Annotated in this window: 24 protein-coding genes; 12 read left to right on the top strand and 12 right to left on the bottom strand. The window is 73.5% G+C overall.

Going from position 1 to position 22420, the window contains the following annotated elements:
* Nucleotides 1-511: 511 nt before the first annotated feature.
* Both ACFEMC_RS09690 and ACFEMC_RS09685 read left to right on the top strand, forming a co-directional pair.
* Nucleotides 512-904, top strand: a complete 393-nt coding sequence (locus tag ACFEMC_RS09690; protein ID WP_380175828.1) for a hypothetical protein — start codon at nt 512-514, stop codon at nt 902-904.
* A gap of 190 nt (nt 905-1094) precedes the next feature.
* On the top strand, nt 1095-2399 hold the full coding sequence (locus ACFEMC_RS09685) for an MFS transporter (RefSeq protein ID WP_380175826.1): 1305 nt from the start codon (nt 1095-1097) through the stop codon (nt 2397-2399).
* Here the strand turns inward: ACFEMC_RS09685 and ACFEMC_RS09680 are convergent.
* Nucleotides 2381-3430: a helix-turn-helix transcriptional regulator gene (locus ACFEMC_RS09680; protein WP_380175824.1), complete on the bottom strand. Its 1050-nt coding sequence runs from the start codon at nt 3428-3430 to the stop codon at nt 2381-2383. The two genes, ACFEMC_RS09685 and ACFEMC_RS09680, sit on opposite strands and share 19 nt — an antisense overlap.
* A 244-nt stretch (nt 3431-3674) precedes the next feature.
* Here ACFEMC_RS09680 and ACFEMC_RS09675 point away from each other — a divergent pair, with 244 nt between their 5' ends.
* Nucleotides 3675-4412, top strand: a complete 738-nt coding sequence (locus ACFEMC_RS09675) for an ANTAR domain-containing protein (protein WP_380175822.1) — start codon at nt 3675-3677, stop codon at nt 4410-4412.
* A 142-nt stretch (nt 4413-4554) separates the two neighbouring features.
* Nucleotides 4555-4764: a hypothetical protein gene (locus ACFEMC_RS09670; RefSeq protein ID WP_380175820.1), complete on the top strand. Its 210-nt coding sequence runs from the start codon at nt 4555-4557 to the stop codon at nt 4762-4764.
* A 1-nt stretch (nt 4765) separates the two neighbouring features.
* Here the strand turns inward: ACFEMC_RS09670 and ACFEMC_RS09665 are convergent, their stop codons facing one another.
* Nucleotides 4766-5296 (bottom strand): isoprenylcysteine carboxyl methyltransferase family protein, encoded by a 531-nt coding sequence (locus ACFEMC_RS09665; RefSeq protein ID WP_380175818.1) that lies wholly within the window; start codon nt 5294-5296, stop codon nt 4766-4768.
* The gene (locus ACFEMC_RS09660) at nt 5293-6378 is read right to left on the bottom strand and encodes a type III polyketide synthase (protein WP_380175816.1); all 1086 of its coding nucleotides are present in this window, start codon (nt 6376-6378) and stop codon (nt 5293-5295) included. Before ACFEMC_RS09660 ends, ACFEMC_RS09665 begins: the two co-directional genes overlap by 4 nt.
* 72 nt (nt 6379-6450) lie before the next feature.
* Between ACFEMC_RS09660 and ACFEMC_RS09655 the strand changes: the two genes are divergently transcribed.
* Nucleotides 6451-7431, top strand: coding sequence for a TIGR01777 family oxidoreductase (locus ACFEMC_RS09655; RefSeq protein ID WP_380175814.1), 981 nt, complete (start codon nt 6451-6453; stop codon nt 7429-7431).
* Here the strand turns inward: ACFEMC_RS09655 and glgA are convergent.
* Complete coding sequence (gene glgA, locus ACFEMC_RS09650; RefSeq protein ID WP_380175812.1) at nt 7413-8603, bottom strand: glycogen synthase; 1191 nt, start codon at nt 8601-8603, stop codon at nt 7413-7415. The genes ACFEMC_RS09655 and glgA overlap by 19 nt on opposite strands.
* Nucleotides 8604-8693: 90 nt before the next feature.
* Here glgA and glgC point away from each other — a divergent pair, with 90 nt between their 5' ends.
* The 3 genes from glgC (at nt 8694) to serB (ending at nt 12060) form a co-directional block, all read left to right on the top strand.
* Nucleotides 8694-9938, top strand: coding sequence for a glucose-1-phosphate adenylyltransferase (gene glgC, locus ACFEMC_RS09645; RefSeq protein ID WP_380176705.1), 1245 nt, complete (start codon nt 8694-8696; stop codon nt 9936-9938).
* Nucleotides 9935-10771, top strand: a complete 837-nt coding sequence (locus ACFEMC_RS09640; protein WP_380175810.1) for an LLM class F420-dependent oxidoreductase — start codon at nt 9935-9937, stop codon at nt 10769-10771. The genes glgC and ACFEMC_RS09640 overlap by 4 nt, the downstream gene beginning before the upstream one ends.
* A 62-nt stretch (nt 10772-10833) precedes the next feature.
* A complete protein-coding gene (gene serB, locus ACFEMC_RS09635; protein ID WP_380175808.1) occupies nt 10834-12060 on the top strand; it encodes a phosphoserine phosphatase SerB in 1227 nt (408 codons plus the stop codon).
* Between the two features lie 138 nt (nt 12061-12198).
* On the opposite strand, the gene ACFEMC_RS09630 is transcribed toward serB, so the two are convergent.
* Nucleotides 12199-12948 (bottom strand): SDR family oxidoreductase, encoded by a 750-nt coding sequence (locus ACFEMC_RS09630; RefSeq protein ID WP_380175806.1) that lies wholly within the window; start codon nt 12946-12948, stop codon nt 12199-12201.
* A 70-nt stretch (nt 12949-13018) separates the two neighbouring features.
* Here ACFEMC_RS09630 and ACFEMC_RS09625 point away from each other — a divergent pair, with 70 nt between their 5' ends.
* The 4 genes from ACFEMC_RS09625 to ACFEMC_RS09610 all read left to right on the top strand — a co-directional run bounded on the left by ACFEMC_RS09625 (nt 13019) and on the right by ACFEMC_RS09610 (nt 15661).
* Complete coding sequence (locus tag ACFEMC_RS09625; RefSeq protein ID WP_380175804.1) at nt 13019-13453, top strand: DUF3099 domain-containing protein; 435 nt, start codon at nt 13019-13021, stop codon at nt 13451-13453.
* 153 nt (nt 13454-13606) lie between these two features.
* On the top strand, nt 13607-13819 hold the full coding sequence (locus ACFEMC_RS09620) for a hypothetical protein (RefSeq protein WP_380175802.1): 213 nt from the start codon (nt 13607-13609) through the stop codon (nt 13817-13819).
* Complete coding sequence (locus tag ACFEMC_RS09615) at nt 13816-14787, top strand: SURF1 family protein (protein ID WP_380175800.1); 972 nt, start codon at nt 13816-13818, stop codon at nt 14785-14787. The genes ACFEMC_RS09620 and ACFEMC_RS09615 overlap by 4 nt, the downstream gene beginning before the upstream one ends.
* A 121-nt stretch (nt 14788-14908) precedes the next feature.
* A complete protein-coding gene (locus tag ACFEMC_RS09610) occupies nt 14909-15661 on the top strand; it encodes an SDR family oxidoreductase (RefSeq protein WP_380175798.1) in 753 nt (250 codons plus the stop codon).
* A gap of 49 nt (nt 15662-15710) precedes the next feature.
* Here the strand turns inward: ACFEMC_RS09610 and ACFEMC_RS09605 are convergent, their stop codons facing one another.
* The 7 genes from ACFEMC_RS09605 to ACFEMC_RS09575 all read right to left on the bottom strand — a co-directional run bounded on the left by ACFEMC_RS09605 (nt 15711) and on the right by ACFEMC_RS09575 (nt 22414).
* Nucleotides 15711-15929, bottom strand: coding sequence for a helix-turn-helix domain-containing protein (locus tag ACFEMC_RS09605; protein WP_367639920.1), 219 nt, complete (start codon nt 15927-15929; stop codon nt 15711-15713).
* A gap of 215 nt (nt 15930-16144) precedes the next feature.
* Nucleotides 16145-17743 (bottom strand): ribosomal protection-like ABC-F family protein, encoded by a 1599-nt coding sequence (gene abc-f / locus ACFEMC_RS09600; RefSeq protein ID WP_380175796.1) that lies wholly within the window; start codon nt 17741-17743, stop codon nt 16145-16147.
* Nucleotides 17744-17863: 120 nt separating this feature from the next.
* Nucleotides 17864-18217 carry a metal-sulfur cluster assembly factor gene (locus ACFEMC_RS09595; protein WP_367639918.1) on the bottom strand — a complete coding sequence of 118 codons (354 nt, stop codon included), beginning with the start codon at nt 18215-18217 and terminating at the stop codon, nt 17864-17866.
* 14 nt (nt 18218-18231) lie between these two features.
* Nucleotides 18232-18990: a Fe-S cluster assembly ATPase SufC gene (gene sufC, locus ACFEMC_RS09590; RefSeq protein ID WP_380175794.1), complete on the bottom strand. Its 759-nt coding sequence runs from the start codon at nt 18988-18990 to the stop codon at nt 18232-18234.
* Nucleotides 18991-20244: a Fe-S cluster assembly protein SufD gene (gene sufD, locus ACFEMC_RS09585; RefSeq protein WP_380175792.1), complete on the bottom strand. Its 1254-nt coding sequence runs from the start codon at nt 20242-20244 to the stop codon at nt 18991-18993.
* Nucleotides 20244-21668 carry a Fe-S cluster assembly protein SufB gene (sufB, locus tag ACFEMC_RS09580; RefSeq protein WP_380176703.1) on the bottom strand — a complete coding sequence of 475 codons (1425 nt, stop codon included), beginning with the start codon at nt 21666-21668 and terminating at the stop codon, nt 20244-20246. Before sufB ends, sufD begins: the two co-directional genes overlap by 1 nt.
* Before the next feature lie 8 nt (nt 21669-21676).
* Nucleotides 21677-22414 carry a helix-turn-helix transcriptional regulator gene (locus ACFEMC_RS09575; RefSeq protein WP_380175790.1) on the bottom strand — a complete coding sequence of 246 codons (738 nt, stop codon included), beginning with the start codon at nt 22412-22414 and terminating at the stop codon, nt 21677-21679.
* Nucleotides 22415-22420: the final 6 nt, after the last annotated feature.

Below are 22420 nucleotides of genomic sequence, written 5' to 3'. Positions count from 1 at the left end.
CCCCGGCACCCGGACGGCAACCGTCAGCCGCGCCCGGCGCCGACGGGACATCACCTCTGCGGCCGCCACCTCCGGCCGGGCCCGCACCTTCGACGCCCTGCAGACCGAGACCGGTCAGGCCCCTCGTCCGGACGGCTCGCCGACCTCCCTCACCGTGCAGACGTCCGCGGGACCAGACCAGACCACAGCAGCCTCGGCTCCGAACGACCGCCATGACACGGGTCACGGTCGACCACGGACCAGGCATGCAACGGCGCCTCCGACGCGACCGCCCGGTTCGAACTTCCACGCCGCGGCGAGACGGCAGGGCAGTCGGGCTCGAACCGTCCGGCGGGGCCGCAGTCGGTCGCGCAGGACCGGGTTCGCGGACCGCGACGTACCGACGACGACGTGACGACGTGACGACGACGTGACGCTCCCGCTCCCCGCCGGACCGACGACGTTCCCGACAGCACCGAGGTCTCAGATGTGGCGCAGGTGGCGCGGTCGTCCGCGCGGCGGGGAACCGGTCGTGGGCAGCGAACTGCTCGTCACGGCCGAGCCCTACCGACAACTGCGGCGGGAGGCCAGCACCGTTCTGCGGGAACCCGTCGCGTGGGTGTGCCACGCCCGCAGGACCCGGCCCCCGCTGTCCTCGCTCCTGCGCCGGCCCCGGCGCTGGAGCACGGCCCCCGTCGTGCTGACACTGACGTCGACGCACGTGGTCGTGTTCTCCGCCGACGAGGCTGCGTGCCTGTCGGGGACCCACCACGCGCTCTTCGCCCTCAGCGGGGTGCGGGCTGTCGGACGCCGACGCATCGAGGCCGTCGACGCACGTGGCCGGGCCCACCGGTTCCTCCTCGACGCCGCGGAACCCTCAGCTCGCGGGTTCCTCACCCCACCACGCCGCTTCCGCACCCCCTGACGTCCTCGGCGGCGCCGCACGGCCGACGCACTCACCGCGACGACGACCGCTCCGCGTGGCCCGTGCCCGTCGTCGTGGCCGTCCCCCGCCGGTGGTGACCCGCCAGGGCCCCGGTCGGTGGCCGGATCCGGACGGATCGTGACCGTCGCGGTGCTGCCGGACGGGCCGGGGCCTGCGCCACGATGAGCCGGTGAGCGCCACCCCCCGCACCGACTCGCAGACCCGCACCCGCCGGCTGCACCCCGCCTGGGCCGTCGCCGCCGTGACGTTCGCGACGCTGCTGGCGGCGGGGGCGTTCCGGTCGGTGCCGGCGACGCTGCTGGACCCGGTGCGCGCGGAGTTCGGGTGGTCGACGGCGAGCGTGTCAACCGCCGTCAGCGTCAACCTCGTCCTGTACGGGCTGATGGCTCCGTTCGCGGCCGCCCTCATGCAGCGCTTCGGGGTGCAGCGGGTCGTGGCCGTGGCGTTGCTGCTGGTGGCGGCCGGCTCGGCCGGGTCGGCGTTCGTCACCGCCCGCTGGCAGCTGGTCGCCACCTGGGGCGTGCTGGTCGGTCTGGGCACCGGATCGATGGCGATGTCCCTGGCGGCGACCGTGGTCGGACGGTGGTTCACCGCCCGCCGGGGCCTGGTCACCGGCGTCCTGGCCGCGGCCGCCTCCGCCGGACAGCTGGTGTTCCTGCCGCTGGTGGCGACCCTGGCGCGCGACCACGGCTGGCGGACCCCGTGCCTGGTCATCGCGGCGGTGGCGGCGGCCGTCGTGCCCCTGGTCCTGCTGCGGTTGCACGAGCACCCCGCCGACCGCGGCGTCGCACCGTACGGCGGGGCGCTGCTCGAGGCCGGCCCCGTCCGGCCGCTGGGTGCGCTCGGCGTCTTGCGGCTGGCGGTGCGCCACCGCGCGTTCTGGTTCCTGGCCGCCGGGTTCGCCGTCTGCGGGGCCAGCACGAACGGGCTCGTCGGGACGCACTTCATCGCCGCCGCCCACGACCACGGCATGCCGCCCACGACGGCGGCCTCGCTGCTGGCGCTCGTCGGGTTGTTCGACGTCGCCGGCACCATCGCGTCCGGGTGGCTGACCGACCGGGTCGACCCGCGCTGGCTGCTGCTGGGGTACTACGCGCTGCGCGGGGTGTCGTTGCTGCTGCTGCCGGGGTTGCTGGCCCCGGACGTGCAGCCGGCGACGTGGGTGTTCGTCGTGTTCTACGGATTGGACTGGATCGCCACCGTCCCCCCAACGATCGCGTTGGCCCGTGAGCACTTCGGGCTGGCCGGTCCGGTGGTGTTCGGGTGGGTGTTCGCCTCGCACCAGGTGGGCGCCGCCGTCATGGCCTTCGCCGCCGGCGTTCTGCGCGACGGCACCGGCGCCTACGACAGCGCGTTCCGGGTCGGCGGGGTGCTGTGCCTGCTCGCGGCCGTGCTGTCGCTGCGGGTGGCGGCACCGCGGGCCGGCGCGCCCGGCCCCGTGGCCGGCGAGCGCCGCTACGAGCGGAGGGTCTGACTGGGCAGCACGCCGTAGACCGCGCGGTAGTGCTCGGTGAACCGGCTGGGCGTGAACCCCCACCGGGCGGCGACCTGCGCGACCGTCGTGCCCTGCGGGCCGCTCCCCGCGGGGGCGGAGTCCTGCAACTGCCGGTGCGCCAGCTCCAGCCGGACCCGGCGCAGGTGGGCCTGCGGCGTGGTCCCCAGGTGCCGCCGGAAGGCCACCTGAACCGCGCGGGGGGAGACGAACGCCGCCCGGGCGATGTCGGCGGTCGTGATGTCGACGTCGGGGTTGGCCTCGATGAAGGCGATCGCGCGCCGCAGCGACTGCGGGTGGGCGTCCCGGCGGTCCTGGGCGGTGCTGGTCCTGGTGAGGGTGTTCGGGAACACCGACAGGGCGGTCCCGGCGAGCAGCCGCCCGAGCCCCGCCAGGAGCATCGGCGAGCCGGTCACGACGGGGTCGGTCAGCATGTCGTCGACGTAGCGGGTGGTCCGGCGCCACCGGCGCGTGGCCTCGGGCCCGGAGGAGGTCATGGTCGTGAAGACCGGCACCGCGGCCGGACGCGACTCCCCGCCCGGCCCGCGAGCGCAACCGGCGAGCGCCGCGGCCTCCGCCACCACCTGCCGGGGCAGGGTGATGCTCCTGGCGAGGACGTGCTCGGTGCGGGCGGTGGACAGCGCCTGCGGCTGGTTGCCGACGTACACGTCACCGGGCAGGTAGCGGTCGACGCGACGACCCCGGCGGCCCGGCTGCTGCCGGTCGAAGGCCACCCGGCCGCCCGAGACGGCGACGATGACGAAGTCCTCCTCCTCGCCGCGACCACCCACCGCGTACTGCAGGTGCGCCGGCAGCCCGGTCCGGACGCTGCTGAACCGGCCGGTGTCGACACCGTCCAGGCTGAGCACCCAGTCGGTGCCCTCGGGCGCGGCCACCTGCAGGCGGGTGCCGAACAGCTGCCCGAGCAGGGCCTGGGCCTCGTCCGGGACGGAGGTGGCGAGCTGCACCCGCTGGACGGCAGGGACGACGGGCTCGTCGGGGGGAACGGCCATGTCGGGCACCTCGGGCGGCGCGCGGAGGCGCCACGGGTCGCGACCCGGCGGGCTGCTGGTTCAACCCGGCCGGTCACCCGGCGCCCCCACGGTAGCCGTCGATCGCCGTGCAGCGAACGTGTCGTCGCCGCTGAGCGACGAACCGACGCCTACGGGCACCGCCCGGCCCGCACACGTGCCGGTCGGCCTGTCGTCGGTGCCACGGTGGGGCCGTCCTGCCCGTCGCGAGGAAGTAGTCCCCCCGATGCACACCCGCTCCGCCCGTGAGACCTCCACCGTGCCGGTGGACGGTTTCCAGCTGGGCGAGCAGCTGGCGGTGCTGGCGCGGGAGCTGCACGCCCTGCCGACCCCGCAGGACGTCCTGGACCGCGTCGTCACGGCCGCGCTGACCCTCGTGCCCGGCGCCCGGGAGGCGACGGTCAGCCGGGTCCGCCGCCGCCGGATCACCACGGTCGCGGCCAGCAGTCCGGGGGCCGCCGGCTTCGACGCGCTGGAGCAGGAGCTGGGCCAGGGCCCGTGCCTGGACGCCCTGCTGGAGGAGCGCACGGTCCGCGTCGGGGACCTCGGCACGCAGGGCCGCTGGCCGCTGCTCGCCGGCCGTGCCACCGAGGTCGGGGTGCGGTCGGCGCTGTGCGTGCGGCTGTTCGTCGACGCCGACGGCGAGAGCGGCCCGGGGGACCTGGGCGCGCTGAACCTCCTGTCCCCGGAGGTGGCCGCCTTCGACGCGCAGGCCGAGTTCGTCGCGGGGCTGCTGGCCGCGCACGCCGCCGTCGCGGTGGCCGACACCGAGCAGCTGGCCAACGTGCGGACCGCCCTCGACAGCCGCGACCTCATCGGGCAGGCGAAGGGGGTCCTCATGACCCGGCACCGCATCACGGCGGACGCCGCCTTCGACCTGCTGACCCGGCACAGCCAGGAGACGAACCGCAAGCTGCGCGACGTGGCCGCCGACGTCGCCGCCACCGGGCACCTGGAGGCCTGAGGAACGGCGGCGGAGCGGCGGGCGGAGCGCCCGACGGGCAACGCGGTCGTACCCGTCGGCCGCGGCAGCCACGAGCGCCCGGGCCCTGCAGCACGGGTTCCGGCGGTGCCTGGGCACCTCTCCGCTGGGGTACCTATGGCGGGTGCGCCTGCACCGCGCGCACGAGGACCTCCTGGCGGCCGACCCCGCCGCGGGCGACACCGTGGCGGGCGACACCGTGACGGGCGACACCGTGACGGGCGACACCGTGGCGGCCGTCGCCGTCCGGTGGGGCTTCACCCCCGGGGGCCGCTGCGCGGCGAACTACCGCCTCGCCTTCGGCGTCCTGCCGGGACAGACGCCGCCCCGGTAGGTCAGTCCCGGGCGGGCGAGGGCAGGGCCGCGAGCGCCCGGTTCTCGGCCGGCAGCCGGAAGCGCAGCAGCAGCACCGCATTCAGGACGGTGAACCCGGCGGCGGTCCACCAGCAGGCACCGACCAGCGGCAGGGCGAAACCCTCCACCACGACGGCCACGTAGTTGGGGTGGGTGAACCAGCGGTAGGGCCCGCGGGCCACGAGCGGCAGGCCGGGCACGACGATGACGCGGGTGTTCCACCGGGGGCCCAGCGTCGCGATGCACCACCAGCGCAGGCCCTGGGACGCCAGGACGAGAGCGAGCATCGGCCAGGCCAGCGCGGGCGGCGCGGACCGGTCGGTGAGCCCGGCCTCGACCAGGCACGCCACGAGCAGCCCCGTGTGCAGGGCCACCATGGGCGGGAAGTGGGCCCGCCCCGTCTCCACCCCACCGCGCGCGAAGGACCAGCGCGCGTTGCGGGTGGACACGACGAGCTCGGCCAGGCGTTCCAGTCCGGTGGCCAGCACCAGGACGACGAACAGGACGCTCACGACGGCTCCCCCACGCGTTCCAGCAGGACGGTCTCGGTGCTGACCCCCGGGCCGACGCCGAGCATCAGCACCCGTTCCCCGGGCTGCGCGGGCGTGCGGGCCAGGACGTGCAGGACGGCCGAACTCGACAGGTTCCCCACGTCGGCCAGCACCTGCCGGGAGGTGGCGAGCGCATCGGGCGCGAGGTCGAGCGCGTCGGCGACGGCGTCGAGCACCTTCGGTCCGCCGGGGTGCACGACCCAGCGGTCGACCCGAGGACTGCCCCCACGGCCGGCGAGGAAGGCGGCGACGTCCGCACCGACGTGCTGGTGCAGGACCTCGGGCAGCTGCGAGGACAGCACGATCCGCAGACCCCGGGCGCCGACCTGCCAGCCGAGGGCGTCGGCCGATCCGGGCAGCAGCCGGGAGGTGTGGTCGAGGACCGCCCACCCGGGCCGGCCGGCGGCGCGCTCCGGCCCGGCGACCACGACGGCGCTCGCACCGTCGCCGAACAGGCCGCTGGCGACGAGGTTGGCGACGGAGGTGTCGGTGGGCTGCAGCGTCAGGGAGCACAGCTCGACGCTGACCAGCAGCCCGACCTGCCCGGGGTGGCCGGCGAGGTGGTCCTCCAGGCGGGAGATGCCGGCCGCGCCGGCCACGCAGCCCAGCCCGAACCCCGGCCAGCGGACGACGTCGCGGCGCAACCCGACGCGGTCGACGAGCAGCGCGTCCAGGGAGGGCGCCGCCACCCCGGTGACGGTCGTGAACAGCAGGACGTCGACGTCCTCGGGCGCGAGCCCCGCGCTCGCGAGCGCCCCCTTGACGGCCTGCTCGGCCAGGTCGAGGCCGACGTCGGCGAAGACGGCGTTGGCGGCGTCGAAGGCGTCGGGGCGCCGGGCGAGGTCGGCGTATTCGCGCAGCGGCAGCGCCAGGTGGCGGGTGCGGACGCCGGCGTTGCCGTGCAGCCGGTGCAGCAGGGCCCGGCGCGGCCCGGGCTCGGTGAGCAGGGGGGCCAGCTCGGCCGCGATCTCGGCCTGCTCGTGGCGGTGGGCGGGCAGGACCGGTTCGACGGCCAGCACCCGGGACTGCGTGTGCGGCTCCACCGCCGCAGCCTCGCACCCGTCCGGGTGCACCCCGCGCCCGGGAGGGGGTCGGGGGCGGCTAGCGTCGGGCGGGTGAAGATCGTCCTGCCGGGGGGCACGGGTCAGGTCGGGGCGCTGCTGCGCCGGACGTACGCGGAGCGGGAGTACGACGTCGTCGTGCTGTCCCGGCGCCCGGAGCAGCTGGAACCCGGTGTGCGGCACGCGGTCTGGGACGGGCGCACGCTGGGTGCGTGGGCGGGTGAGCTCGAGGGGGCCGACGCGGTCGTCAACCTCGCCGGCCGGACGGTGAACTGCCGGTACACCGACGCGAACCTGCGGCAGATGATGGACTCGCGGGTCGACTCCACGCGGGTGCTGGGTCAGGCGGTCGCCGCGGCGGCCCGGCCGCCGGCGACGTGGTTGCAGATGAGCACCGCCACGATCTACGCCGACACCCGCGGCCCCGCCCACGACGAGGACGGCGAGATCGGCGGGGACGAGCCGCACGTCCCGCTGTACTGGGAGTACAGCGTGCGCATCGCCCGCCGCTGGGAGCAGGAGCTGGAGCAGGCGCCGACCCCGGCGACCCGGAAGGTGGCGCTGCGGGCGGCGATGGTCATGACCCCGGACCGGGGCGGGGTGTTCGACGTGCTGTCGACGATGGCGCGCCTCGGGCTGGGCGGACCGGTCGACGGGGGCGGGCAGTACGTGTCGTGGATCCACGGGGACGACGTCGTGCGCGCCCTGGACTTCCTGCTGGAGCACCCGGAGCTGCAGGGTCCGGTGAACCTGACGGCCCCGCACCCGCTGACGCAGGCCGAGACGATGCGGGTGCTGCGCCGGACGTGGGGGCGGCCCGTGGGGCTGCCGGCGAGCCGGTGGATGGCGCGCGCCGGGGCCCTGGCCCTGCGGACCGACGCCGAACTGCTCCTGAAGAGCCGGCGGGTGGTGCCGGGCCGACTGCTGGGGGCGGGGTTCGCCTTCGCCCACCCGACGTGGCCGGACGCGGCGGCGGACCTGGTGGCCCGCCGCCGCGCGCTGTCACCGGCCCGGGCTCACACCACCGAGCGGTAGACCTCCAGCGTCCGCTCGGCGATGGCGTCCCAGGAGAACTGCTCGACCGCTCGGGTGCGGCCGGCGGCACCGAACGTGCGCGCCCGGTCGGGGTCGGACACGGCCTCGGTCAGGGTGGCGGCCAGGTCGGCGACGAAGCGGTCGGGGTCGACGGGGGCGCCGGTGCCGTCGGTGACCTGCTCGATGGGCACGAGCCAACCGGTGACGCCGTCGTCGACGACCTCGGGGATCCCGCCGGTGGCGGTGCCGACGACCGCTGCGCCGCAGGCCATGGCCTCGAGGTTGACGATGCCGAGGGGTTCGTACACCGACGGGCAGACGAACACCGTGGCCTGCGAGAGGTGCTCGAGCAGTTCGGCCCGCGAGAGGTGGCGCTGCAACCACACGACGCCGTCGCGGGTGCGCTGCAGCTCCTCGACGAGCCCGGCGACCTCGGCGGCGATCTCCGGCGTGTCCGGCGCGCCGGCGCACAGGACGAGCTGGACCTCCGGCGGCAGCTGCGCGGCGGCGCGCAGCAGGTGCGGCAGGCCCTTCTGCCGGGTGATGCGCCCGACGAAGACGACACTGGGCCGGTCGGGGTCGACGCCGTTGGCGCGCACCAGGTCGCGGCCCTCGACGCGTTCCCACTGCGCGGCGTCGATGCCGTTGTGGACGACGTGGACGCGGGCGGGGTCCAACGCCGGGTAGGAGCGCAGGATGTCCGCCCGCATGCCGGCGCTCACGGCCACGACGGCGGCCGCGGACTCGAAGGCGGTCCGCTCGGCCCACGAGGACACCCGGTACCCGCCGCCGAGCTGCTCGGCCTTCCACGGCCGCAACGGTTCCAGGCTGTGGGCGGTCACCACGTGCGGGACGCCGTGCAGCAGGGAGGCCAGGTGCCCGGCCATGTTCGCGTACCAGGTGTGGGAGTGGACCAGGTCGGCCCCGGCGGCGCCGGCGGCCATGGCCAGGTCGACGCCGAGGGTGCGCAGGGCGGCGTTGGCCCCCTCCAGCGTCGCCGGTTCGGGGTAGGCCGTCGCGTCGGGCTCGGTGCGGGGAGCGCCGAAGCAGCGCACCTGCACCTGCGGGCCGTCCGGCACGGCGCGCAGGGCGCGGACCAGCTCCTCGACGTGGACGCCTGCCCCGCCGTAGATCTCCGGCGGGTACTCCTTGGTGAGCAGGTCGACACGCATCGCACGTCCTTCCCGGAAACCGCGCCGCAGAAGCGCTTCAGCCGCCGTGTTGAGCCCAGTGATGGGCAAGCCAGGGTACTGGGCCCTAGTCTGCCCCTCGTGGCCACACCGAACGTCCTCGCAATCGTCCTCGCCGGCGGGGAGGGCAAGCGGCTCATGCCACTCACCGCCGACCGGGCCAAACCCGCCGTGCCCTTCGGCGGCACCTACCGGCTCATCGACTTCGCGCTGTCGAACCTCGTCAACGCGGCCTACCGCAAGATCGTCGTGCTGACGCAGTACAAGTCGCACAGCCTCGACCGGCACATCTCCCAGAACTGGCGGATGTCGAACCTCTTCGGGTCCTACATCGCCTCGGTCCCGGCGCAGCAGCGCGTCGGCCAGCGCTGGTACCTCGGCTCCGCGGACGCCATCTACCAGTCCCTGAACCTCATCCACGACGAGCGCCCCGACATCGTCGTCGTCGTCGGCGCCGACCACGTGTACCGCATGGACTTCTCGCAGATGGTCGACGCCCACATCGCCTCGGGCTCGCCGTGCACCGTCGCCGCCATCCGCCAGCCCATCTCCCTGGCCGACCAGTTCGGGGTCATCCAGACCGAGCAGGGCTCCTCCCGCATCGCCGAGTTCCTCGAGAAGCCGAAGAACCCCCAGGGCCTGGACGACTCCCCGCACGAGGTCCTGGCCTCGATGGGCAACTACGTCTTCGACGCCGACGCCCTCGTCGACGCCGTGACCCGCGACGCCGAACGGGAGGACTCCAAGCACGACATGGGCGGGGACATCGTCCCGGACTTCGTCGGCCGGGGTCTGGCGTCGGTGTACGACTTCAAGGACAACGAGGTTCCCGGGGCCACCGACCGCGACCGCGCCTACTGGCGCGACGTCGGGACCCTGGACGCCTACTTCGAGGCGCAGATGGACCTCATCTCGGTCCTGCCGGTCTTCAACCTCTACAACTACGAGTGGCCCATCGTCGCCGCGCAGGACTTCTACCCGCCGGCGAAGTTCGTCCACGGCTGGCAGGGCACCTACGGCCACGCCGTGAACTCCATCATCAGCCAGGGGACCGTCGTCTCCGGTGCGCTGGTGGAGAAGTCCATCGTCTCCCCCAACGTGCGCCTGGACTCCTGGGCGCACGTGTCGGAGTCCGTCCTCATGGACGGCGTCACCGTCGGCCGGCACGCCGTGGTCCAGCGCGCCATCGTCGACAAGTTCGTCACCATCCCCGACGACGCCCGCATCGGGGTCGACGCCGAGGAGGACCGCGCCCGGGGTTTCCACGTCACCCCCTCGGGCATCACCGTCGTCGGGAAGGGACAGACCATCTCGTGAGCACCACCCCCGAACAGGCCCCCGAACAGAGCCCCGGTGGCCGGCACGACAGCAGGCCCGCCCGCATCGGGATCCAGCTGCAGCCCCAGCACGCGCAGTACCCCGCGATCCGCGCGGCCGCCGCGAAGGTCGAGGAGATGGGCGCGGACGTCGCGTTCAACTGGGACCACTTCTACCCCCTCTACGGCGAACCCGAGGGCCTGCACTTCGAGTGCTGGACGATGCTCGCCGCCTGGGCCGAGGCCACCAGCCGCATCGAGATCGGCGCCCTGGTCTCGTGCAACTCCTACCGCAACCCCGAACTGCTCGCGGACATGGCGCGCACGGTCGACCACATCTCCGCCCACGACGCGGGCACGGGTCGGCTCGTCCTCGGCATCGGCTCGGGCTGGTTCGAGAAGGACTACGACGAGTACGGCTACGAGTTCGGCACCGCCGGCGGCCGCCTCGACAAGCTGCGCGACGACCTGCCGCGCATCGAGTCCCGCCTCGGCAAGCTGAACCCCGCGCCCACCCGCAAGATCCCCGTCCTCATCGGCGGTGGTGGGGAGAAGAAGACGCTGCGCCTGGTCGCCAAGCACGCCGACATCTGGCACACCTTCGGCGACGTGGAGACGTTCACCCGCAAGTCCGCCGTCCTCGACGAGCGCTGCGCCGAGATCGGCCGCGACCCCGGTGAGATCGAGCGCTCGGTGGGCGTGGAGACCGTCGAGGACGCCGAGACGATGTTCGCGGCCGGTGCTCGCCTGTTCACCATCGGCGTCGGCGGCCCGGACTACGACACCGCCGTCCTGGCCGACCTGATCGCCTGGCGGGACGGCAAGAACGCCTGACCGCACCCCGCGCCCGAGCGCGGCGGGACGACGCCCGGAACCCTCCCGGTAGGGTTCCGGGCGTGCCCACCTCCCCCTCGGACACCTCCGCGGACACCGTCCGCGACACCGTTCTCGTGACCGTCACCGGGCCGGACCGTCCCGGGGTCACCTCGGCACTGTTCGCGGCCCTGGAACCCACCGGCGCCCACGTGCTCGACGTCGAGCAGGTCGTCGTCGGCGGGGTGCTGACGCTGTCGGTCCTCACCACCCACGAGGACGCCGTGCGGGCCACCGTCGCGGGGTTGCGCATCGAGGGCCTGGAGATCCGCTGCACGGCACCGGCTCGCGCGGTGGACGACCGTCCCCGGCGCTTGCACGTCACCTTGCTGGGAGCACCGTTGCTGCCCGCGGCGGTCGCACGCGTGACGACGGTCCTGGCCCAAGCCGGCGCGAACGTCGACCGCATCCGGCGGATGTCGGCAGAACCCGTCACGAGCGTCGAACTCGACGTCTCCACCCACGGCAGCCCCGCCGACGTCCTGGCCCTGCGCCGGACCCTGGCGGTCGAGGCCGGCCGGCACGGCCTGGACGCGGCCGTCTCCCCCGCCGGGCTGGCGCGCATGGGCCGGCGCCTCGTCGTCATGGACGTCGACTCCACCCTCATCCAGCAGGAGGTCATCGAACTCCTCGCCGCCCACGCCGGCCGCGAGGCCGAGGTCGCCGCCGTCACCGAACGCGCCATGCGCGGCGAGATCGACTTCGCCGCCTCCCTGCGCGAACGGGTGGCCTGCCTCGAGGGCCTCGACGTGTCGGTCGTCGACGCCGTCCGCGCCGCGGTGGAACTCACCCCGGGCGCGCGGACCCTGTGCCGGACGCTGCACCGGCTGGGGTTCACCCTCGCCCTCGTCTCCGGCGGCTTCCTCGAGGTCGTCGGACCACTGGCCGCCGACCTCGGCATCGCGCACGTGCGGGCCAACCGCCTGCAGGTCGTCCACGGCCGCTTCACCGGACGCGTCCTGGGCCCCGTCGTCGACCGCGCCGCCAAGGCCACGGCCCTGCGGGAGTTCGCCGCCGCCGAGGGCCTGCCCCTGCACCGCACCGTCGCCATCGGCGACGGCGCCAACGACCTCGACATGATCGGCGCGGCCGGGCTGGGCATCGCCTTCAACGCCAAACCCGTCGTGCGCGAGCAGGCCGACGCCGCGCTGAACGTGCCCTACCTCGACGCGGTCCTGCCCCTGCTGGGGATCACGCGCGAGGACGTCGAGGACGCCGACCTGGCCGACGAGGTCCTCGGCCGGGAGTGAGTCCCCGCGGCCGCGGGGGTCAGCCCTGGCGCAGCGCCCACGTGGAGAGCAGGGCCAGGGCCGCGATGAAGGCGATCATCACGGCCCCGAGCACGGCCAGCTTGCGACCCCCGGAGGGTCCGCCGGAGGGGTCGGTCACTAGTGCCCCATCCCCAGACCACCGTCGACCGGCAGCACCGCGCCGTTGACGTAGCCCGCGTCGGCCAGGAACAACGCGGCCTGGGCGACGTCGGCCGCGTCCCCGAAGCGGCCGGCGGGGATCTGCCCCTTGTACTGCGCCTGCGTGGCCTCCGGCAGCTCCCGCGTCATGTCGGTGTCGATGAACCCCGGCGCGATGACGTTGGCGGTGATGCCGCGGCTGCCGAGCTCGCGGGCGATGGAGCGGGCCAGCCCGACCATCCCGGACTTGCTGGCCGCGTAGTTCGTCTGCCCCGGCGAGCCGTACATCCCCACCACGCTGGACATGAAGATGATCCGGCCGCGCTTGGCGCGGACCATACCGCGCACGGCCCGGCGGGCCACCCGCCACGCCCCGGCGAGGTTGGCGTCCAGGACGGTGTCGAACTCCTCGTCGCTCATCCGCATGAGCAGCTGGTCGCGGTTGGTGCCGGCGTTCGCCACGAGCACCTCCACCGCACCCTGCTCGGCCTCGACGGCCGCGAACGCCTCGTCCAGCGACGCCGGATCGGTCACGTCGGCGCGGACGCCGAAGAAGCCGGCGGGCGGCTCCCCCGAGCGGTACGTGACGGCCACGCGGTCCCCGGCGGCCGCGAAGGCCTGCGCGACGGACAGGCCGATGCCGCGGTTGCCGCCGGTCACCAGGACGCTGCGCGGGGTCCGGGCGGCGGGGGCCCCGGTCGGGTCGGTGCGGTCGGTCGTGGAGGTCACGGCGGGGAACGTAACGCATCACACGTCCGCTCCGGTGGGCGGCCCGCGGGGGCGGGCTTACGGTTGAGCGGTGCACGACCAGCGACGTCACGAGGCACACACCTCCTCCCCCCGACCCGGCACCCACCCTCCGCACGGTCACCAGCACGAGGAGACCTTCCGGATCACCGCGGCGCCGACGTCGCACACCGACGACCTCGGCGTGCGCTACCGCAAGTACGTCGTCTCGATGCTCATCCGCACGGCCTGCTTCCTGTGCTTCGCCTTCATCGACCACTGGACCCGCTGGCTCTTCATCGCCGGCGCGATCTTCCTGCCCTACGTCGCCGTCGTGCTGGCCAACGCGGGCCGGGAGTCGCGCGGTCCCGCGCCGGACTCCTTCGACGTCTCCCCGCAGCCGCCGCGGGAACCGCAGGACCTGCCCGCGCTGGAGGCGAGGATCACGCACGTCTGGTCGCCGAACGACCCCGGCCCCTCCGGGCCCGACCCGCGCCCCGGCGTCTGAGGCCCCGCCCGGCCGACCGCCGCAGGACACGTCCCGGTCGACCCGCGTTCACGGGTTGGACAGCCGCCCCCGCGGTGCGAGACTGACGACGTGGAACCTCGCGTGGAGCTCCGGGGAACGACCCACCACTCGTCCTGGGCGGCGGTGACCTCCTTGCACGAACCACCGTCCGACCTCGTCTGCAGCGCTCGCGGCTGCACGCACCCGGCCGACTTCGGTCTGCTGTGGAACAACCCCAGCCTCCACACGCCGGAGCGTCGCAAGACGTGGTTGGCGTGCGAGGAGCACCGCGAGCACCTCAGCCAGTTCCTGGGGACGAGGGGCTTCCTGCGCGAGGTCGTCGAAGTGGCACAGTTGAGAGCGTGACGGGAGCAGGCGTGCGGGACCTTCGGCCGTCAGGTCCAGGGGTCCTGCGTCTGCTGCGCGAACCGCGGTGGCTGCGTGGACTGGCCCTGGCCGTCCTCGTCGCCCTCGTCTGCTGCGCGCTGGGCCGCTGGCAGTGGCACCGCCGCGAGGAGCGGCTGGCCGCCAACGCCCCCCTCGTCCAGAACTACGACCGCCCGGCCGAGCCCGTCGCCTCGGTGCTGCCGGCGGGTTCGGAGCTGGCCGCCTCGGACACGTGGACGCCCGTGCGCGTCACCGGGACCTACGACACCGACGCGACCGTCCTGGTGCGCAACCGTCCCCGCGACGACCAGTTCGGCTACGAGGTCCTCGTCCCGCTCGTGCAGGCCGACGGCGGCGCCCTGCTCGTGGACCGCGGCTGGCTGCCCGCCGGTGCCGACTCCGCCGAGCGGCCAGACAGCGTGCCGGCCCCGCCGCAGGGCGAGGTCACCGTCGTCGCGCGCCTGCGGCCGTGGGAGGACGACAAGCGCGGCCGCGTCCCCGCCGGGCAGGTCACATCCATCGCCCCGGACACCGTGACCGCCGCCGTGGACCAGGCCGTCGACGACCCGCCGCGACTCCTGGGCGGGTACGCGCTGCTCGCCTCGGAGACCCCCGCGTCCGGCGTGGAGCCGACGACGGTTCCCTTGGCCGCCGAGCGTCCCGAGGTGGACGAGGGGCCGCACCTGGCCTACACCGTGCAGTGGTTCGGGTTCGCGCTCACCGCGCTCGTCGTGTGGGTCGTTGCCGGACGCCGGGAGCTGCAGTCCCGCGCCGACACCGTCGTCGAGGCCGGCGAGGTGGAGCAGGACGCCCCGCGCGCCCCGGCGCCGGACTCCGCTGCGGCGCAACCGGTCACCACGGCGCTCCCCCGGCGCCGGCGACGGCGTGAGGGGCTCGACGAGGCCGCCGAGGACGCCGAGCTCGACGCCCGCGTCGACCACCACTAGGGCGTCGAGGACCCCGGGACCACCGGCGCAACAGGGCGTCACGACCAGGCCAAGTTCGCCCGTTCGGGTGTACCGGATCATGCTGTGTGTCTCATCGGCCACTCTGCGCAACAATGGGCGCATGGACTTGGGCCTCAGCGACCGCGTGTACATCGTCTCCGGTGCGTCCACCGGTCTCGGCCTGGCCTGTGCGAGGGTGCTCGCCGACGAGGGCGGGCTGCTCGTGCTGCACGCGGCGGACGAGGACGAACTGGCCGCAGTGGCCCCCACCATCGGCGACCCCAGCCGGATGCTGCTCGTCCCCGGCGACATCTCCGACCCCGGCACCGAGACCCGCCTCGTCGCGGCCGCCAACGCCCGCTTCGGGCGGCTGGACGGCGCCGTCATCTCCTGCGGGGCCCCGCCCACCTCGTCGGTCCTGGAAGCCGCGGACGGCGCCTGGCGCGAAGCCTTCGAGTCCAGCCTGCTGGGGCCGCTGCGGTTGGCCCGTTCGGTCGGCAAGGCCGCCACGGGCGAGGGTGCGTCGATGGTCCTGCTCCTGTCGAGCACCGCGCGCAGCCCCGTGATGGACGCCGGCGTCGCCAACGGGTTGCGTCCCGGCCTGGCCATGGCGGCCAAGGCCCTCGCCGACGAGCTCGGCCCGCGAGGTGTCCGCATCAACAACCTGCTCGCCGGGCACGTCGACGCGAGTTCGCCGCTGGAGTTCGAGGACCCTGCCGACCTGGCCGCGGACCTGCTGGAGACCATCCCGCTGCGGCGGGCCGGCCTGCCCGACGAGTTCGCCCGGGCCGCGGTGTTCCTGCTGTCCCCCGCCGCCAGCTACATCACCGGAGCGTCGCTGCTCGTCGACGGCGGGACCGACCGGTCCCTGTGAGACGCACCGCGGCGCCGGGCGGTGACCCGGCGCCGCGAGCGCACCCGCCTCAGCCCTGGCGGGCCTTGCCGCGTGTCGCGCCACCCCTGCTGCGCAGGGTGACGTCGTTCTCGCTGAGCAGCCGGTGCACGAACCCGTAGGACCGTCCCGTCTCCTCGGCGAGGGCACGGATGCTCTTGCCCTCCGCGTAGCCCTTGGACAGCTCCCCGGCGAGCTGCTCCCGCTCGGACCCGCTCAACCGGGTGCCCCGCTTGATCGTCTCGGTCACCTCGCGCTCCTCCCGTGCCCCTCGTGTCCGCCGTGGCGTGGCCGACCTCCCAGACCCCCTCCATGGTCACCACTGGGGGCCGTCCTGGCCAGTCGAAGCCGCGTCGCTCCACCGGCCGGCGCAGCGCCCGGACCACGTCGTCCGGGCCTCTCACCAGCGGGAACGTTTCAGCCGTGCACGTCAGCGCGCCCCCAGCGGCAGGACACCGCACACGCTCAGGCGAGCGCCACCAGCTCCGCGTAGCCGGCGTTCCACAGGTCCTCGACGCCGTCGGGCAGCAGGACGACGCGCTCGGGCCCGAGGGCCTCCACAGCGCCCTCGTCGTGCGTCACGAGGACGACCGCGCCCTCGTAGTGCTTGAGGGCGTCGAGGATCTCCGCGCGCGAGGCCGGGTCGAGGTTGTTCGTCGGCTCGTCCAGGAGCAGGACGTTGGCGCTGGAGACGACGAGGGTGGCCAGGGCCAGCCGCGTCTTCTCCCCGCCGGAGAGCACCCCGGCGGGCTTGTCGACGTCGTCGCCGGAGAACAGGAACGAGCCCAGGACCGTCCGGACCCGGGTGTCGTCGAGGTCCGGGGACGCCGAGCGCATGTTCTCCAGGACCGTGCGGTCGTGGTCGAGCGTCTCGTGCTCCTGGGCGTAGTAGCCGACCTTCAGCCCGTGCCCGGGGACGATCTGGCCGGTATCGGGGTCCTCGACACCGCCGAGCATGCGCAGCAGCGTCGTCTTGCCGGCGCCGTTGAGGCCGAGGATGACGACGCGGCTGCCGCGGTCGATGGCCAGGTCGACGGAGGTGAAGATCTCCAGCGACCCGTACGACTTCGACAGGCCCTCGGCCATGAGCGGCGTCTTGCCGCACGGCGCGGGCTTGGGGAAGCGCAGCTTGGCGACCTTGTCCTGGACCCGCACGTCCTCCAGGCCGTCCAGGAGACGTTCGGCGCGCTTGGCCATGTTCTGCGCCGCGACGGCCTTCGTGGCCTTGGCCCCCATCTTGGCGGCCTGCGCCATCAGGGTCCCGGCCTTCTTCTCGGCGTTGGCGCGTTCGCGCTGGCGGCGCTTCTCGTCGGTCTCGCGCTGCTTGAGGTAGTTCTTCCACCCGACGTTGTAGAGGTCGATCGTGGCGCGGTTGGCGTCGAGGTGGAAGACGCGGTTGACGACGACCTCCAGCAGCTCGACGTCGTGGCTGATGACGATGAGACCGCCGGCGTAGTTCTTCAGGTGCTCGCGCAGCCAGGTGATCGAGTCGGCGTCGAGGTGGTTCGTCGGCTCGTCCAGCAGCAGCGTCTCGCTGGCGGAGAACAGGATGCGGGCCAATTCCACGCGCCGGCGCTGACCACCGGACAGCGTCTTGAGCTGCTGGGTCAGGATCCGGTCGGGCAGGTTGAGGTTGGCGCAGATGCGGGCCGCCTCGCTCTCGGCCGTGTACCCGCCGAGCGCCACGAACCGCGCGTCGAGCTTGGTGTAGCGGTCCATCGCCCGGTCCCGGACCTTCGGGTCGTCGCTGGCCATGTCGGCCTCGGCCCGGCGCAGCTTGGACACGACGGCGTCCAGACCCCGCGCGGCCAGGATGCGGTCGCGCGCGAGCATCTCGGGGTCCCCGGCGCGCGGGTCCTGCGGCAGGTAGCCGATCTCCCCCGAGCGGGTCACCGTCCCCGAGGCGGGCTGCCCCTCACCGGCGAGGACCTTGGTCAGCGTGGTCTTGCCCGCCCCGTTGCGGCCGACCAGGCCGATGCGGTCCCCCGCGGCGACCCGGAAGTTCACCCCCTCCATCAACAGGCGCGCGCCTGCGCGGAGTTCGATGTCGGTGGCGACGATCACGGGGGCAGCTCACAGGGACTCGGGTCGGGCGGGGAGTGGGGCCAGTCTACGAGCCGACCAGCGGGGGCGGGACGGGCGAAGGCCCCCGGACGTCCGTCCGGGGGCCATCGCGCGGCGGGGTCAGACGTTGAACCCCAGGGCACGCAGCTGGTCACGACCGTCGTCGGTGATCTTCTCCATGCCCCACGGCGGCATCCACACCCAGTTGATGCGGTGGTCGGCCACGACGTCGGCGAGGGCCTGGGCGGTCTGGTCCTCCAGGACGTCGGTCAGCGGGCAGGCCGCGCTGGTCAGCGTCATGTCGATCGTGGCGACGTTGTCGTCCGAGACGGTCAGCCCGTAGACGAGGCCGAGGTCGACGATGTTGACCCCGAGCTCGGGGTCGATGACGTCCTTGAGGGCCTCCTCGACGTCGGCGAGCGCCGCCGGGGTCGGACCGCTCGCAGCGCCCGCCGGTGTGGTGGTGTCGGTCACGGTCGTCCAGCTCCTCAGGCGGGGGTGAGGAACCGGTCGTACCCGGTCTCCTCGAGGGACTCGGCCAGCTCCGGGCCGCCCTGCTCGGCGACCTTGCCGTTCACGAAGACGTGGACGAAGTCGGGCTTGATGTACCGCAGGATGCGCGTGTAGTGCGTGATGAGCAGCACACCCGGGGACACGGCGGCCAGCGACCGGTTCACACCCTCGGAGACGATCTTCAGCGCGTCGACGTCGAGGCCGGAGTCGGTCTCGTCGAGGATCGCGAACTTCGGCTTGAGCAGCTCCATCTGGAGGATCTCGTGCCGCTTCTTCTCACCGCCGGAGAAGTGCTCGTTCACGTTGCGCTCGGCGAAGGAGGAGTCCATGCGTAGGTCGTCCATCGCCTGCTTGACGTCCTTGACCCACGTGCGCAGCTTGGGCGCCTCACCGTCGATCGCGGTCTTGGCGGTGCGCAGGAAGTTCGAGACCGTCACGCCGGGGACCTCGACCGGGTACTGCATGGCGAGGAACATGCCGGCGCGGGCGCGCTCGTCGACGCTCATGGCGAGGACGTCCTCGCCGTCGAGCGTCACGGTGCCACCGGTGACGGTGTACTTGGGGTGCCCGGCGATGGAGTAGGCCAGGGTCGACTTGCCGGACCCGTTGGGGCCCATGACGGCGTGGACCTCACCGGAGGCGATGGTCAGGTCGACCCCGCGCAGGATCTCCTTGACGGAACCGTCCGCCTCGTCGACCGTCACGTGCAGGTCGCGGATCTCCAGGGTGGACATTCAGTTCTCCTCAACGGGCTGGGCGGCGGGGGCGGCGGTGGTGGGGTCCTCGGCCAGCCGGCCCTCGATCGTGGTCATGAGTCGCTGCGACACCTCGGGGATGCCGATCTTGTCGACGATGCTGGCGAAGAACCCGCGCACGACGAGGCGGCGGGCCTCCTCCTCGCTGATCCCGCGCGACTGCAGGTAGAACAGCTGCTCGTCGTCGAACCGGCCGGTCGCGCTGGCGTGGCCGGCGCCGACGATCTCGCCGGTCTCGATCTCCAGGTTCGGCACGGAGTCGGCTCGCGCCCCGTCGGTGAGGACGAGGTTGCGGTTCAGCTCGTACGTCTCGGTGCCCTCGGCCGTGGCGCGGATGAGCACGTCGCCGATCCACACCGCGTGGGCGTCGGCCCCCTGCAGGGCGCCCTTGTACTCGACGTAGCTGCGGCAGTTCACGGCCGTGTGGTCCACGAACTGGCGGTGCTCGGAGTGCTGCCCGGACCCGGCGAAGTACACGCCGAGCGCCGTCGCCGACCCACCGGGGGCGGCGTAGGCGATGTTCGCCGAGACGCGGACGGCCTTGCCGCCCAGGGTGACGACGATGTGGCGGACCTGCGCGTCGCGGCCGACGCGGACGTCGTGCTGACCGACGTGCAGCGCGTCGTCGTCCCACTCCTGCAGGCTGACGACGGTCAGTTCCGAGCCGTCGCCGGCGCGGACCTCGACGTTGCCGCGGTGGGCGCCGGACCCGACGTGCGAGAGCACGACGAGGGCCTTGGCGTGGTGCCCGGTCTCGACGACGAGGTGACCCTCGCTCGTGCGACCGGCCTGCCCGCGCACCGTGACGAGCACGGGCTCGGTGAGCTCGGCCTCGGCCGGGACGCGGACGACGTGCGCGACGTCGGTGCCGTTCCACGAGGCGGCGGCCACGCGGTCACCGGGCACGAACGCCGTTCCGGCCCCGACCTCGGCCGGGCTGCCGGACAGGTGCTCGACACCCGCGGGCGCGCTCACCTCGACGTCGGCGGAGTTCCCCGCGGTGCGCTCGGCGACCTCGAACAGCGGCGCGAGCTCGCGCAGCGGGGAGAACTTCCACTCCTCCTCCCGGCCCGTGGGGACCGGGAAGTCGGCGACGTCGAAGGAGGTCGCGCGCGCCGCGCGCGAGGCCTCGGGCACGACCGGCCCGCCGTGGGTGTGCGCCCCGGAGGTGTCCGCCGTGCCGGCGCGGGTGCCCGGCGCGGAGGCGGTGGTCTCTTCGTTGACCAGGGTCATCAGCCGACGGCCCCTTCCATCTGCAGCTCGATCAGGCGGTTCAGTTCCAGCGCGTACTCCATGGGCAGCTCGCGCGCGACGGGCTCGATGAACCCGCGCACGATCATCGCCATGGCCTCGTCCTCGGCCATGCCGCGGCTCATGAGGTAGAAGAGCTGGTCGTCGGAGACCTTCGAGACCGTGGCCTCGTGCCCCATGACGACGTCGTCCTCGCGGATGTCGTTGTAGGGGTAGGTGTCCGACCGGGAGATCGTGTCGACCAGCAGCGCGTCGCAGCGCACCGTCGAGGCCGAGTGGTGCGCGCCCTCCAGGACCTGGATGAGGCCGCGGTAGGAGGTGCGGCCCCCGCCGCGGGCGATCGACTTGGAGACGATCGAGCTCGCGGTGTACGGCGCGGCGTGCACCATCTTCGCGCCGGCGTCCTGGTGCTGGCCCTCGCCCGCCATGGCGATCGAGAGGGTCTCGCCCTTGGCGTGCTCGCCCATGAGGTAGACGGCCGGGTACTTCATCGTGACCTTGGACCCGATGTTCCCGTCGATCCACTCCATGGTCGCGCCCTCGGCGGCCGTGGCGCGCTTGGTGACCAGGTTGTAGACGTTGTTCGACCAGTTCTGGATGGTCGTGTACCGCACGCGGGCGTTCTTCTTCACGACGATCTCGACGACCGCGGAGTGCAGCGAGTCCGACTGGTAGATCGGCGCGGTGCAGCCCTCGACGTAGTGCACGTACGAGCCCTCGTCGGCGATGATCAGCGTCCGCTCGAACTGGCCCATGTTCTCGGTGTTGATCCGGAAGTAGGCCTGCAGCGGGATGTCGACGTGGACGCCCTTGGGGACGTAGATGAACGACCCGCCCGACCAGACGGCCGTGTTTAGCGAGGCGAACTTGTTGTCCCCGACGGGGATGACGGTGCCGAAGTACTCCTTGAAGAGCTCCTCGTGCTCGCGCAGCCCGGTGTCGGTGTCGACGAAGATGACGCCCTTCTCCTCCAGGTCCTCGCGGATCTGGTGGTAGACGACCTCGGACTCGTACTGAGCGGCGACGCCGGCGATGAGGCGCTGCTTCTCCGCCTCGGGGATCCCGAGCCGGTCGTACGTGTTCTTGATGTCCTCGGGCAGCTCGTCCCAGGACGTGGCCTGCTTCTCCGTGGACCGGACGAAGTACTTGATGTTGTCGAAGTCGATCCCGGTGAGGTCCGAACCCCAGTCCGGCATGGGCTTGCGGCCGAACAGGCGCAGCGCCTTCAGGCGCAGCGCGAGCATCCACTCGGGCTCGTTCTTCAGCGCCGAGATGTTGCGCACCACGTCCTCGGACAGGCCGCGGCGGGCCGACGCGCCGGCGGAGTCGGAGTCCGCCCAGCCGTACTGGTACTTGCCCAGGCCCTCGAGTTCGGGCGGGCCCGCGGTGGTGGGGGTCTCGGACACGGTGTCGGTCACAGTCGTCGTCCTTCCGTGGCGTTCTGGTCGTCGTGCTGGGGTTCGTGCTGGGGGGCTTGCTGGTGGAGCGCTTCGAGGGGGACGTACGTGGTGCAGACGTGGTCCCCGCGGGCCAGGGTCGCCAGGCGCTGGACCCGGGTGCCCAGGACGGTCTCGAACGTCCTGCGCTCGGCCTCGCACAGCTGGGGGAACGCCTCGGCGACCTTCTGCACGGGGCAGTGCCCCTGGCACAACTGGACGCCCTCGGCCGCTGTTCCCTGGGCCACCGGCCGGGTGCTGGCCGAGAAGCCCTGGTCGGCCAGCGCCTTGACGAGCGCGTCGATCCGCTCGGGCAAGGGTCCGTCGAGTCCGGCGAGGGACTCCTCCAGGCCGGCGAACCGGCGGCGGGCGAAGTCGGTCACCGCGTCGGGACCCAGGGCGTCGGAGAGGTACTGCAGGGCCGTGAGCGCCAGTTCGTCGTACCCGGAGGGGAGGTCGTCGTGACCCGCTGACCCGACGACGTACTCCTTGGCGGGACGGCCGCGGCCGCGGCGGGCGTCGGGGCGGGGGTCGCGGGCCTCGAGGTCGCCGTCGGCCACCATCGCCTCGAGGTGGCGGCGGACGGCGGGTCCGGTGAGACCGAGCACCTCGGCGATGCGGGCCGCGCTGACGGGTCCCAGCTCGGCGACCGTGGTGCGGACACGCGTGCGGGTGCGGGCTTCCTCGCCGCCGGCGGCGGGCAGGGTGGGACCCACCGGGAC

The organism is Kineococcus sp. DHX-1 (genome assembly GCF_042473625.1).
Lineage (GTDB): Bacteria > Actinomycetota > Actinomycetes > Actinomycetales > Kineococcaceae > Kineococcus.
This window is presented reverse-complemented; position numbering and strand designations above follow the sequence as displayed.